This window comes from Pseudomonas sp. LBUM920, assembly GCF_003852315.1.
Taxonomy (GTDB): Bacteria; Pseudomonadota; Gammaproteobacteria; order Pseudomonadales; family Pseudomonadaceae; genus Aquipseudomonas.
On the sequence record NZ_CP027762.1, the window covers coordinates 2,818,010 to 2,831,709 of the forward strand.

The following is a 13,700-nucleotide window of genomic DNA, read 5'->3' on the forward strand; positions in this document are numbered from 1 at the left end:
GTGTGTTGTGAGTGAATGCTTACTATGAGTGACAGCTACCTCTCCTTCGTCAACTCCCCGTGGGGTGGGCGCCTCGCCCGGGCCATCGGCCTGCCGCAGCCGTTGCCGTTGCAGCGCCATCGCAGCGGCCAGCAGGGCCTGGTCAACCCGGTCATCGTCGCCGGGGCAGGGCGGTTATCCACGCAGGTGCAGCAGATTTTTGCCGCCACCGACACCGTCGCGGCCACGCCGGCGACGCTCCGGGCGCCGTCCACGGTCAAGGTACAGGGCGCGGTGTTCGATGCCACGGCGGTGCTCGATTTGCAGCAGCTCGACGAGCTCTATGTATTCTTCCACGCCAACGCCAAGCGCCTCAGTCAGCATGGCCGCGTGGTGGTGCTGGGCACTGCGCCCGAACATTGCCGGGACTTGCCCCAGGCCATCGCCCAACGCGCCCTCGAAGGCCTGGTGCGCTCGCTGGCCAAGGAACTGCGCCGGGCGATCACCGTGCAATTGGTCTATGTGGCGCCGGGCGCCGAAGACGCCCTGGACAGCAGCCTGCGGTTTTTTCTGTCGCGCCGTTCGGCCTATGTGTCCGGGCAGGTCGTGCGCCTGGAAAAACCGGTGGATGGCGAGGTTGCCGTCAACTGGGATAAGCCCTTTGCCGGGCGCCGCGCATTGGTGACTGGCGCCTCGCGTGGGATTGGTTTGGCCATCGCCCAGGTGCTGGCCCGCGACGGCGCCCACGTGGTGTGTGTGGATGTGCCCCAAGCCCATGCAGCGCTGCAGCAGGCCGCCGCCGGTGTCAACGGCTCAGCCTTGCCGCTGGACATCACCGCTCCCGACTCGGCCGCGCTGTTGCAGGCGCACGTCGAACAGTACGGCGCTTTTGATGTGGTGGTGCACAACGCCGGGATCACCCGCGACAAGACCATTGCCAAAATGACCGAGACGGCCTGGCGCAGTGTGCTGGCGGTCAACCTGGAAGCGCCGTTGCAGTTGAGCAGTGCGTTGCTGCACCACCAAGGGTTGAACCCGGGCGGGCGCATTGTGTGCGTGTCGTCGATCTCCGGCATTGCCGGCAACCTGGGGCAAAGCAATTACGCCACCTCCAAGGCGGGTGTGATTGGCTTGGTGCACGGCCTGGCGCCGTTGGCGGCAGCGCAACAGGTCACGGTCAATGCCGTGGCGCCCGGTTTTATCGAGACGCAGATGACGGCCAGGATTCCACTGATGATCCGCGAGGCGGGGCGGCGCATGAACTCGATGTCCCAAGGCGGGCAGCCGATTGATGTGGCCGAGACCATTGCCTGGCTGGCGCACCCGGCGTCCGGCGGGGTCAACGGCCAAGTCGTACGCGTGTGCGGCCAAAGCCTGCTGGGAGCCTGAACCATGGACTACGTGACGCAGATCATCGACCCGCCACCGTCGCGCACCCAGCTGTTGCTCGATGGCGTGCGCGCGCTGCGCAAACCCAAGCTTGAGGGTGCGCCGTTGCTGCCCAGGGAATGCCTGGTGCGTTCGGCGGTGGCGCTGTCGGCCGGCGCTGTCGCCGCGTATGGCCACGCCTGTGGTTTCCGGCGCGAGCAGGGTGTGCCGCTGTCCTATCCGCACGTGCTGGCGTTCCCGTTGCACCTGATGCTGCTGACCCGGCCGAGCTTTCCGTATCCGGCCAGCGGCATGGTGCACCTGGCCAATCGCATTCATCAGCACCAGCGCTTGCACGAAGGCCAGGCGTTGCGCCTGCAAGTGTGGTGCGAGCGGTGGGTGGCGCACCCCAAAGGCCAGGCGCTGAGTATCGCCACGCGGGCCTACAGCGCCGACGCGCTGGTGTGGCAGAGCGACAGCCTGTACCTGCGCCGTGACGTGAAAGCCCCGGTCGGCGAGCCGTGGGAAGACGCGCTGACGTTGCAGGAAGACGAGCTGTTGCGCAGCCAACGCTGGGCAGTGCCGGCCGACCTGGGCCGACGTTTTGCCAAGGTGTCAGGGGACTTCAACCCGATTCACACCTCGGTGATCGGCGCCAGAATCTTTGGCTTTCGCCGCGCTATCGCCCATGGCATGTGGACCCTGGGCCGCGCACTCGCCGCTCAGCAACCGCCGGGCGGCCTGGAACACGCCCAGGCGCATTGCGACTTCAAACTGCCGATCTTCCTGCCCGGCCAGGTCACCCTGTGGAATCGCCCCGTGACCGGCCCGCGCCGTGAGTTCGAAGTGCGCAATGCGGCTGGCGATAAACCGCATATGCGTGGGCTTTTTGTCTGGAATGAGAACCGTCAATGAGTGACTACAGCTTCAACCCGGCCCCGACTCGACGCGTGGCGATTATCGGCGGCAACCGTATCCCGTTTGCCCGCTCCAACAGCGTGTACGCCCACGACAGCAATCAGGACTTGCTGGTTGCCGCCCTGCAAGGCCTGGTTGACCGCTACAACCTGCACGGCCAGCGCCTGGGCGAGTTTGCCGCGGGCGCGGTGATCAAGCATTCGCGCGATTTCAACCTGGCGCGCGAGTCGCTGCTGTCGACCACATTGTCGCCCCAGACCCCCGCGTATGATGTGCAACAAGCCTGCGGCACGGGCCTTGAGGCGGCGTTGCTGGTGGCGAATAAAATCGCCCTGGGCCAGATTGATGTCGGCATTGCCGGCGGTTGCGACACCACCTCGGACGCGCCCATCGGCATCAACGAATCCCTGCGCCACACCTTGCTCGCCGCCAACCGCGCCAAGGGCATGGGCGATAAGCTCAAGGCGTTGCTGAAGGTGCGCCCCTCGATGTTGTTCAAGCCGTTGCTGCCGCGCAATGGCGAGCCACGCACTGGCCTGTCGATGGGGGAGCACTGTGAAGCAATGGCCAAGCGCTGGCAGATCAAGCGGCTGGCCCAGGATGAGTTGACCCTGACCAGCCACCAGCGCCTGGATGCCGCTTACACCCGTGGTTTTTTCGACGATCTGATCAGCCCTTATCGCGGCCTTGCGCGCGATAACAACCTGCGGGCTGACGCCAGCCTTGCGAAACTCGCCGGGCTATCCCCAGCCTACGACCGCCACAACGGCACGCTCACGGCGGGCAACTCCACGCCGCTGACCGATGGCGCTTCGGTGGTGCTGTTGGCCAGTGAGGCCTGGGCTGCCGAACACGGCTTGCCGGTGCTGGCTTACCTGCGTACCGGCGAAACTGCGGCGGTGAATTTTGTCGACGGCACCGAAGGCCTGTTGATGGCCCCGGCCTATGCCGTTCCACGCATGCTCAAGCGTGAAGGCCTGAGCTTTGCCGACTTTGACTTCTTCGAGATCCACGAAGCGTTTGCCGCCCAGGTGCTGTGCACGCTCAAGGCCTGGGAAGACGCCGATTACTGCCGTGAGCGCCTGGGCCTGGACGCACCGCTGGGCGCCATCGACCGCAGCAAAATCAACGTCAACGGTGGTTCGCTTGGCTGCGGCCACCCGTTCGCCGCCACCGGTGGCCGGCAGTTGGCGGCGTTGGCCAAAACCATTCATGACAACGGTGGCGGGCGCGGCTTGATTTCGATCTGCGCGGCGGGCGGGCTGGGTGTTACGGCCATCGTCGAAAAGTAGCGCTATAAAAACAACAACAAGGAGACTGCCATGAACGCTGTAAGCCTGGAACGTACCGAACGGATCTGGTTGAACGCTTACCTGCCCGGCGTGCCGGCGGACATCGAGGCCGGTATCGAGGACTACCCGTCGCTGCGCGAGGTGTTCCTTGAGCACCTGGAGAAATTTCGCGAGCGCGTCGCCTACGTCAGCATCGGCACCGAAATGACCTATGCCGACTGGCAGGTGCAAGGCATCGCGTTTGCCGCGTGGCTGCAGGGCCAGGGCGTGAAGAAGGGCGACCGCGTGGCCTTGATGATGCCCAACTGCTTGCAGTACCCGATCTGCCTGTTGGGTACCATCCTGGCCGGCGCGGTGGTGGTCAACGTCAACCCGCTGTACACCTCCCATGAGCTCAAGCATCTGCTCAAGGACAGCGGCGCCGAGACCGTGGTGATTTTCGAAAACTTCGCCCACACCCTGGAAAAGGTCGTGGCCGGCAGCAGCGTCAAGCGCGTGGTGGTGGCGGCCATTGGCGACTTGCTGGGCGCCTTCAAGGGCGCGGCGATGAATTTCATTTTGCGCAGTGTGCAAAAGCAGGTGCCCGCTTTTAACCTGCCAGGGGCGGTGCGCTTCAATCGGGTGCTGAAACAGGGGCGGGTGTTGAATCACTTTCCGGTGGCCATGAACCTCGACGACCTGGCCTTTTTGCAGTACACCGGCGGCACCACCGGGGACGCCAAGGGTGTGATGCTCAGCCACCGCAATATCATCGCCAACCTGTTGCAGGCCAAGGCCTGGGTCGGCGACCAACTGGACCAGGACCAGCAGGAAACCAACGTCACCTTGCTGCCGCTGTACCACATTTTTTCGCTGACGGTGAACTGCCTGATGTTCATGTGCCTGGGCGGGCGCAACATCCTGATCGCCAACCCGCGTGATGTGAAACGCGTGCAGATGATCCTGCGCAAGGAGCGCTTCAACGGCATTGCCGGGGTCAACACGCTGTTTAATGGCTTGCTCGAAAACAAGGCGTTCTGCGCGCGCGACTTTTCCGCCCTGCGCATGGTGATCGCCGGCGGCATGGCCACGCACACGGCGGTGGCCAGGCGCTGGAAGGAAGTCACCGGGCTGCCGATTATCGAGGGCTATGGCCTCACCGAGTGCTCGCCGGTGGTGAGCATCAGCCCGATCAATATCGCCCGCATGCGCGAGATGGAATTCACCGGCAGCATTGGCGTGCCGCTGCCTTCAACCTGGGTGCGTTTTATCCGCGAGGACGGTGAGCTGGCCGACACCGGTGAGCAAGGCGAACTGCAAGTGCGCGGGCCGCAGGTGATGCAGGGTTACTGGAAGCGGCCCAAGGAAACCGCCGAGGTGCTGGATGCCGAGGGCTGGCTGTCGACCGGTGATATCGGTGTGATGGACGAGCGCGGCTATATCCGCCTGGTGGACCGCAAGAAAGACATGATTCTGGTCTCGGGCTTCAACGTGTACCCGAATGAAATCGAAGACGTGGTGGCCATGCACCCGGGCGTGGGTGAGGTGGCGGCGGTCGGCGTGGAAGATGGCGTCACTGGGGAAAGGGTGAAGATCATCGTGGTGCGCAAGGACCCTAACCTCACGCAAGAGCAGATCCTCGCCCATTGCCGCGAATACCTGACGGGTTACAAAGTGCCGCGGTATGTGGAGTTCCGCACCAGCGAGTTGCCCAAGACCACCGTGGGCAAAGTGCTACGCCGCGCCTTGCGCTGATTCGAAGGTAACGACGGCCCAAATGTGGGTTTACACAACAAGCTACGTTGGATGAACACGGTCAATGTGGGAGCGGGCTTGCTCGTGAATGCAATGTGTCAGTTTGCACATGTGGCACTGACCCACCGCCATCGCGGGCAAGCCCGCTCCCACAGGGATTGGGTTTACACGGCAAGCCACGTTGGATGAACGCGGTCAATGTGGGAGCGGGCTTGCCCGCGAATGCAGTCTGTCCGTTTGCACCTTTGGCACTGACCCACCGCTTTCGCGAGCAAGCCCGCTCCCACAGGGATTGGGTTTACACAGCAAGCTACGTTGGATGAACGCGGTCAATGTGGGAGCGGGCTTGCCCGCGAATGCAGTCTGTCCGTTTGCACCTTTGGCACTGACCCACCGCTTTCGCGAGCAAGCCCGCTCCCACAGGGATTGGGTTTACACAGCAAGCTACGTTGGATGAACACGGTCAATGTGGGAGCGGGCTTGCCCGCGAATGCAGTCTTTCAGTTTGCACAGGTGGCACTGACCCACCGCTTTCGCGAGCAAGCCCGCTCCCACAGGGATTGGGTTTACACAGCAAGCTATGTTGGATGAACACGGCCAATGTGGGATTGGGTTTACACAGCAAGCTATGTTGGATGAACACGGCCAATGTGGGATTGGGTTTACACAGCAAGCTATGTTGGATGAACACGGTCAATGTGGGAGCGGGCTTGCTCGCGAATGCAGTCTTTCAGTTTGCACATGTGGCACTGACCCAACGCCATCGCGGGCAAGCCCGCTCCCACAGGGATTGGGTTTACACGGCAAGCCGCGTTGGATGAACACGGTCAATGTGGGAGCGGGCTTGCCCGCGAATGCAGTCTGTGAGTTTGCACCTTTGGCACTGACCCACCGCCATCGCGGGCAAGCCCGCTCCCACAGGGAGTCAGTGTTTCCAGGCCGCTGGATTGACCAGGTTTTTCGGGCGTTCGCCCGACAGCGCCGCCAGTAGATTGTCCACCGCACACTTGGCCATCGCCTCGCGGGTTTCATGGGTCGCCGAGCCGATGTGCGGCGTGGCCACCACGTTGTTCAAACGCAACAGGGGCGAATCGTGGTTCAACGGCTCACGCTCGAACACGTCCAGGCCCGCTGCCTGAATCGTGCGTTGCTGCAGCGCCTGAACCAGTGCCGCCTCGTCCACTACTTTGCCGCGCGAGATGTTGATAAAGATTGTCTCCGGGCCCATCAGCGCGAACTCTTTAGTGCCGATCAGCTTTTCGGTTTCGGCGGTCAGAGGCAAAGTCAGGCAGACAAAGTCAGCTTCCTTGAGCAAATCGATCAGGCTGCGGTACTGCGCGCCGAAGCGTTCTTCCACCAACGGCTTGGGCGAGTGGCTGTGGTAGATCACCGGCATGCCAAACCCAAAATGCCCGCGTTGGGCCAGGGCTTCGCCGATGCGGCCCATGCCGATGATGCCGAGGGTTTTGCCATGCACGTCGGTGCCGAAATGGGACGGGTCGATGTTCTTGCTCCATTGGCCGGCACGCACCATGTCGGCCAGCTCCACCACCCGGCGCGCGGTGGCCAGGATCAGCGCAAAACCGGTATCGGCGGTGGTTTCGGTGAGCACGTCCGGCGTGTTGCTGAGCAGGACGCCGCGCTGGGTCAGGTAGTCGATGTCGTAGTTGTCGACCCCCACCGAGACGCTGGCCACCGCTTCAAGGTGTGGCGCCAGGTCGAGCAGCTTGGCGTCCAGGCGCAGGCTCGCACCCAGCAGCCCCTGGGCGCGGGGCAAGGCCTCGCGCAGCTTGGCCAGGCCAGGTTCGTCGAGGGCTTCGATCAGCGTGACGTCGGCCTGCTCGTGCAGGCGGGCCATCAAGGGCGCAGAGAGTTTCTTGTATAAAACGACAGACTTTTTCATCGGGTTTTCACCTTCAATCCAAGGGTCGGCATCGGCGCGCGTTCACGGTCGCTGGCGCCGGGCTTGAGGAAAATCGTCAGCACCACCGACAGCATCAGCGCACCGCTCATCAGCAGGTACGAAGCGCCGGGCGAACCGGTGGTGCTGTTGAGGTAACCCACCAGGTACGAACCGCCGAACGAGCCCAGCGCGCCCATGCTGTTGATCAGCGCCATGGCGCCGCCGGCGACGTTGGCCGGCAGGATCTCCGGCACGATGGCAAAAAACGGCCCGTAAGGCGCATACATGCACGCGCCAGCGATGACCAGCAGGCTGTAGGACCACCAGAAGTGTTCGGCGCCCAGTGCGTAGGAGGCATAGAACGCAATGGAGGCAATCAGCAGGGGTGGCCACACAAAACGTTTACGTTTTTGCAGTTTGTCCGAGCCCCAGGACACCGCGAGCATGCCGATCACCGCCGCCAGGTAAGGCAACGCCGACAGCCAGCCGGCTTCGACCATGTCCATTTGCAGGCCGGCCTTGAGGATCGACGGCAGCCACAGCACAAAGCCGTAAACGCCGATGCTCCAGCAGAAAAACTGCAGGGCCAGGATGATCACTTTGGGCGAGCGGAAGGCCTCGGCGTAGTTCTTCACCGCCTTGATCCCGACTTGTTCGGCGGCCAGCGCACTTTCGAGGTCTTTTTTGTGCTGCTCACTCAGCCACGTGGCGTCGGCGGGTTTTTCATCCGCCAGCTTCCACCAGATAAACGCCCAGATCACCGCCGGTATGCCTTCGATGATAAACATCCAGCGCCAGCTGAAATGCTGCACCAGGTAGCCCGACACCACTGACATCCACAGCATGGTCACCGGGTTGCCGAGGATCAGAAAGGTGTTGGCGCGCGAGCGTTCGGCACGCGTGAACCAGTGGCACAGGTACACCAGCATCGCCGGCATCACGGCGGCTTCGACCACCCCGAGCATGAAGCGAATGGCGATCAGCATGTAGGCGTTGGACACCACGCCGGTCAGGGTGGCAAGGCCGCCCCAGAGGATCAGGCTGACAAAAATCAGCTTTTTAACGCTGCGCTTTTGCGCGTAGATCGCCCCCGGCACCTGGAAGAAAAAGTAGCCGAGGAAGAACAGCGCGCCCAGCAGCGAGGACATGCCGGGGGTGATCATCAGGTCTTCGGCCATCCCGGAGGCGGCGGCGAAGCCGTAGTTGGCGCGGTCCAGGTACGCCAGGCTGTAGGTGATAAACACGATAGGCATGATGTACCACCAGCGGCGGGTGGCGAGTTTCAAGGTATCCATGGAGTTGCTCCTGAGCTTGTTGTAGTTGTGGCAACAGGGTGTACGTCATGCAACGGATCGAGTGGGTAACTCCGAACGAGTGGGCAAGCCTTCCATGTCGCCGCGGCTCTGCACGGCGCGGCTGCCGATCCAGTTACCGCGCTGTACCGCTTCGGGGAAGCTGAGGTTTTCCAGCAGTGCGCTGATCATGCCGACGGCAAAACCATCGCCGGCGCCGACGGTGTCGACGACTTTTTCCACCGGCACGGCGGCAACGAAGCCCTGGTCCATCTGGGTGCGGTAATAGGCGCCGTCCGGCCCAAGCTTGATGGCCACGGCCTCGGCGCCCTGGTCGAGGTAGAACGCGGCGATGTCGGCCGGGTCTTCGAAGCCTGTGAGCAAGCGACCTTCGCTCAAACCCGGCAAGACCCAATCGGCCATGGCGGCAAGGGCGTTGATTTCGGCGATCATCTGCGCCTGGCTGGCCCATAACGATGGGCGCAGGTTCGGGTCGAACGACACGCTGTGCCCGGCTTTGCGCATCTGCGTCATCAGCTCGCGGGACAGCTCCCGGGTGGCCTCGGACAACGCCGGCGGAATGCCGGTGGCGTGCAGGTGACGCGCTTGCAGCAGCGTGGGGCTGATGGCGGCGATGGACAGGTGGCTGGCTGCCGAGCCTTTGCGAAAGTACTCCACTTGAGGGTCTGCGCCGGCTTCTTCGCGGGACTTGAACTGAAAACCGGTGGGGTGCAAGGGATCGACCGCCACATGCTGGCAATCCAGGCCTTCCTTTTTCAGGGTGTCGACCACAAAACGCCCGAGGGAATCATTCCCCACCCGGCTCAGCCAGGCCACATTGAACCCCAGGCGCGACAGGCCAATGGCGACATTGCTGTCGGCGCCGGCAATGCGTTTGTGGAACTGCGCCACCTGGGCCAGATCGCCGGTCTGCTCGGCGACAAACATCGCCATGGTTTCACCAAACGACAGGATATCGATCTCAGACATGGGCATTCTCCGCACGGGGTTGGCCAAGGATGGCTAGGGCGGCGACCTGTTGCGTGGTGACCTCGGTCAGGTCATCGCCTTGCAACGGGAATTCCACGGCCCGGGTAATACCTTGAGTCATATGCTTGAGCAGTTGTTCCCACAGATGCAGGTCTGTGGCGCCGGGCGGCAGGGCCACCAGCTTGCCGTCCTGGCGCCGGGCCACGGCCTTGCAGTGCAGGTAATCCACGTGACGACCGAGCAAACGCGCCGCGGTGAGGGCGGACTGGTCTTGCCATTGCCAGTTGCCGATGTCGAACGTCATCTTGACGGGCAGGCCCAGGCGCTCGACCTCGGTGAAGAACCGCTGCATCGGCTCGATCCGTCCGCCGTGCAGGGTCTGGTCGTTTTCCACCAGCAGTTTGACCGGGTGTCGGTTGAGCAGGGCGTGCAGGCTTTGCAGGTCGTTGGTGTCGGTGAAGTAGCCGAGGGAGACTTTCAGCCAGCGCGCGCCGAATGCCTGGGCGCGGTCCAGGGTGTCATTGAGCTCGGCGTTGGGCTGGGCGCGGCCTGCGACCCACAGTTCCAGCGGCGAGGAGTACACCGATTCCAGGCCATGCGCGGCGGCAGCCTGGGCGAGTGTGGCCGGGTGCTCGGTGGTCAGCAGTTCTTCACGCCATTCGATGCGTTGGGCGCCGGCAGCGCTCAGTACGTCGACAAAACTCAGTTGGCCCTGTTGGCGAACACACTCGGCGCCGTAGCTGGAAAGGCTGATGGAGACGGGGTATTTGTGCATTGTTGTTTACCTCTGAAACCGGTTTCATTTTTATACGCAAAACAAATGTGGGAGCGGGCTTGCCTGCGATGGCGGTGTGTCAGGCGATTACGGCTTCGCCTGGTAAACCGTCGTCGCAGGCAAGCCAGCGCCCACAAGGGATTGTGTGGAACCACGGATGATTAATTCCGGCAAAAAATCCAGGGTGCGCGTCGGCGCATCATCGCCCCCCAGGCGCTTGAGCAAGCAGTCAAAGGCACTGGCGCCAATCGCTTCAGTAGGCTGGGCGAGGGCGGTAATGCCATTGCCCACCAGCGGGTACCAGTCCAGATCATCCAGGGCGATCAGGCCGACATCCTCAAACAGCCGGCAGCCTGAGGCCTTGAGCGCACGGGTACAGGCCAGCGCGGCGATGCCGTTGGCGCAGAACAGCGCTTTCGGGCCGGGCGTGGCAAGGAAGGCCTGCAGGCGGCTTTGCAGCGCGTCGTCCAGCTCCAGCACCGCGCCGGTCAGCCCCGGGCGGCTGGCGATCTCGGCCTTGAAACTGGCCTGGCGCTCCAGGCGTGAGCTGGTGCCATCGGCGGCTTCGCTGACCAGCAACACGTCGCGATAACCCTGCTGTTGCAAGTGTTCGACGGCGATGCGTACCGCTGCGGCGTTGTTTAGCCCCACCAGGTCGCTGTGCAGTGGCTCGACCTTGCGGTCCACCAGCACCAGCGGCATTTCCTGCTGCAGTTCCAGCAGTTGGTCAAGATGATGGCCGAGGGTGTTCACGATCAGCCCTTCGATGTTGTACGAGCGCAGGGCGGCCAGGTGCTGGCGCTCCTGCTCGTCATCGCGGTCGGTGTTGCACACCACCAGGCTGTAGCCGTGCTTGCGGCAGGCGGTTTCGACGCCATGCATCACGGCAATGGAATAGGGGTTGCGGATATCGGCCACCAGCATGCCGATCAAGCGTGTGCGCCCACGTTTCAAGCCTCGGGCCATCTGGTTGGGGCGGTAGCCAAGCTCGCTGATGGCCTGTTCGATACGCAGCGCAATGGCGTCGGAGAGCAGGGCGCGGTCATCACCGATAAAGCGCGACACACTGGCTTTGGACACGCCGGCGCGCTCGGCAACATCAAGCATGGTCACGCGGCTGCGCTGGGCGGCGGAAAATGGAGTCACGATAACGGGCCTTTCTTATTGGAATTAGCCGTTTCAGTGCCTGAGAGAAGCTCTGAAACCGGTTTCATAAAATGCCAGGCGGCGCCTTTCGTCAAGGAATATTTAGAAATAGGCGCGTGCACAGCGCTGAAAAAAACGACGAGTGGATGGGCCTACCTGTTAGTTCTGACAGTATCCGTGTGCAGGCTTTAGGCGTTTAATTTTTCCATGGCAGGCACGAAGGCATTGCTCTCGTGACTCGCCATGCTGAAACTTTTCCTGAGGCCGGAACATGTCGACTATCCGAAAGCCCTACACGCGTTCCCGGCTTTTAACCAGGCAGGCCGTCATAGGCGACGGCTTGGATCCCGCTACGGTCCCAGGTGTTATGACCGCCGATGGCAGAGGGGTCGTGCCACTGCAACTGTTGCTCAGCCCGTTGAAGGTGCGTATTCCCGCGTGGGAGCCGATGCCAACGCCCGCCATCCCGGGTGACCCGGCTGACCCGGTGCATACGTGTGAACTTTGGTGGGAGAGCGATGATGGCATCAGGCTTCTCGACCGGTTTCTGATCGGGCCGCCACCACCGGACATCCCGGCTTTTTTCGAGCGTGAAATCAGCATGCTCAACCTGCGCAGCCGCAGTCGAGTCGCGCGCCTTTACTACACCGTTCGCAATGTCGGCGGGCAGAGCACCAGTTTGCCAGTGACGATCACAATCGACCTGGAACCGCCAAAATTGATCGCGCCGACAGACATGGCACGCTTTGTCGTACCGCCAGAGCCGGCGATCAACGCGCAGTATCTGACAGACCATCAGCCCACGGCGTTTTACATTCCGGTCTACAACGTCGCGGCGCCCAACGACCGTATTGAATTCTTTTTATCCAATTCGCCTGCGCCTCCGTTGAAGCTGGCGGACGGCGGCTCGCTGGTAAATTTCAGCACCACGCCACCCACGGCAACCTTGAACTCGGATGCGTTTCGCGACCTGAACAATGGCCCCGGGTACCTGTTCTATCGGATCTATGACGAGGCCGGTAATTTCAGCACGTTGAGCAGCGGGCTGCCCTTTGTGCTGTCCCTGGGGCTGCCAGCCCCGAGCATTCGTCCGCCGATCTACAACGACGAGTTGATCAAGCGCAATGACGCTCGCGTCGATGAAGGCGGCGGCGTGTTTGTGCGCATAGACAGCTACCCGGGATGGTCCGCAGCTGCCCGGCATGAAGTGATTGTGTATTGGGATGACCGACCCACCACGCGCCGGTTGGTGTCGCAACTGCCGTTCGACGTGGACATCCCCTGGACGGTTCTGCGGGGGCCGAGTCCGGTGCTGGCGGCGCAGACCGTCCCGGTACGCTACGAAATTTATGGCCTCAACCCTGTGCCGACGTCGTCCAAGTCTCTTTCCGTCAATGTAAACCTGACGATCGCCGGCCAGGATCACCCCAATGCACCGGCATTGCTGAACCCGACGTTGGCGCCGGTGGAAATTGTGGGCCGCACAGGCATCAACACGCTGGTTGATGCAGACCGAGGTTACCCGGTTCGCGTGCGAGTGCGGCTGTTTGATACGCCCCGTGTGGGCGACTCGCTGAGCCTGTACTGGAACGGGGCAGGCCCGGTGGCCACCTATGCTGTGGGCGCCGCTGATAGTGCCGGTAGCTGGGTGTTTTTCAGCGATGTGCCGTGGTCCGTGATCAGCGGCGCCACTGCCGCGGTGTACGCGGTGCATTACACCACCACCAACGGCTTTAACGAGCAACGCTCCCCCGTTACCAATGTGAATACCCAGCTTGTCCCACTGCCTGCACCGCTTATACAACACACGCTGACCAATGGTTACTTGACCTGCAGTTCGCAAACCAACCCGGTTAACGGGGTGCCGTGGTCAATGTTGAAAGATGGCGTGCGTTGGTTAATAACACCCAACCCCGCGCTACGGGTGGGCGACATGCTCAAGTTCGTGTGGCAAGGCTTCAATGAGAATAACTGGAGCACTATAAATACAAGCGTTGTAGTCAGTCGGTCACTGTTATGGGAGCCCGCACATACAGTGGCCGGCGCAATCATTGTTCTGAATTCGTTCGACACGACGCTATTGCCGGTGCGCAAGTACGGATCGGCAACCGGCAGTTATGAAGTCTGGCGTGACGGTGTGAAAGTTGGCGAGTCACTCCCGGGACGAGTCAGAGTTGATTTGACTTACGGTACAGGTCGTTATTGTTCTGCAAATGGAATTGTGTCGGGTTGAATCATCGGTGTGTGTCAGGTGTACACAAGGTATTTGGTTTTGCAGTAAAGCTTCGTGGTTGAAAAACAAG

At 62.1% G+C, this 13,700-nt stretch carries 10 protein-coding genes; 5 read left to right on the top strand and 5 right to left on the bottom strand.

All coding sequences use genetic code 11. The features are described from left to right. The first annotated feature begins 24 nt into the window (after window positions 1–24). Genes C4J83_RS13090 through C4J83_RS13105 form a run of 4 tightly spaced genes read left to right on the top strand, consistent with a single transcriptional unit; the run spans window position 25 to window position 5,291 of the window. The gene (locus C4J83_RS13090; protein WP_124417234.1) at window positions 25–1,368 is read left to right on the top strand and encodes a 3-oxoacyl-ACP reductase; all 1,344 of its coding nucleotides are present in this window, start codon (window positions 25–27) and stop codon (window positions 1,366–1,368) included. A gap of 3 nt (window positions 1,369–1,371) precedes the next feature. Beyond that, a complete protein-coding gene (locus C4J83_RS13095) occupies window positions 1,372–2,262 on the top strand; it encodes a MaoC family dehydratase (RefSeq protein ID WP_124417235.1) in 891 nt (296 codons plus the stop codon). Further along, on the top strand, window positions 2,259–3,557 hold the full coding sequence (locus C4J83_RS13100; protein ID WP_124417236.1) for an acetyl-CoA C-acetyltransferase: 1,299 nt from the start codon (window positions 2,259–2,261) through the stop codon (window positions 3,555–3,557). The genes C4J83_RS13095 and C4J83_RS13100 overlap by 4 nt, the downstream gene beginning before the upstream one ends. Before the next feature lie 30 nt (window positions 3,558–3,587). Further along, window positions 3,588–5,291 (top strand): AMP-binding protein, encoded by a 1,704-nt coding sequence (locus tag C4J83_RS13105; RefSeq protein ID WP_124417237.1) that lies wholly within the window; start codon window positions 3,588–3,590, stop codon window positions 5,289–5,291. Window positions 5,292–6,216: 925 nt separating this feature from the next. On the opposite strand, the gene C4J83_RS13110 is transcribed toward C4J83_RS13105, so the two are convergent. The 5 genes from C4J83_RS13110 to C4J83_RS13130 form a co-directional block, all read right to left on the bottom strand. After that, window positions 6,217–7,194 (bottom strand): NAD(P)-dependent oxidoreductase, encoded by a 978-nt coding sequence (locus C4J83_RS13110; RefSeq protein ID WP_124417238.1) that lies wholly within the window; start codon window positions 7,192–7,194, stop codon window positions 6,217–6,219. Continuing rightward, on the bottom strand, window positions 7,191–8,489 hold the full coding sequence (locus C4J83_RS13115) for an MFS transporter (RefSeq protein WP_124417239.1): 1,299 nt from the start codon (window positions 8,487–8,489) through the stop codon (window positions 7,191–7,193). Before C4J83_RS13115 ends, C4J83_RS13110 begins: the two co-directional genes overlap by 4 nt. 45 nt (window positions 8,490–8,534) lie before the next feature. Further along, on the bottom strand, window positions 8,535–9,476 hold the full coding sequence (locus tag C4J83_RS13120) for a sugar kinase (RefSeq protein ID WP_124417240.1): 942 nt from the start codon (window positions 9,474–9,476) through the stop codon (window positions 8,535–8,537). Further along, the gene (locus C4J83_RS13125) at window positions 9,469–10,251 is read right to left on the bottom strand and encodes a sugar phosphate isomerase/epimerase family protein (protein WP_124417241.1); all 783 of its coding nucleotides are present in this window, start codon (window positions 10,249–10,251) and stop codon (window positions 9,469–9,471) included. The genes C4J83_RS13120 and C4J83_RS13125 overlap by 8 nt, the downstream gene beginning before the upstream one ends. Window positions 10,252–10,338: 87 nt before the next feature. Next, complete coding sequence (locus C4J83_RS13130; protein ID WP_124417242.1) at window positions 10,339–11,397, bottom strand: LacI family DNA-binding transcriptional regulator; 1,059 nt, start codon at window positions 11,395–11,397, stop codon at window positions 10,339–10,341. A gap of 391 nt (window positions 11,398–11,788) precedes the next feature. Here C4J83_RS13130 and C4J83_RS13135 point away from each other — a divergent pair, with 391 nt between their 5' ends. Next, window positions 11,789–13,630: a hypothetical protein gene (locus tag C4J83_RS13135; RefSeq protein WP_256660669.1), complete on the top strand. Its 1,842-nt coding sequence runs from the start codon at window positions 11,789–11,791 to the stop codon at window positions 13,628–13,630. The last annotated feature ends 70 nt before the right edge of the window (window positions 13,631–13,700 follow it).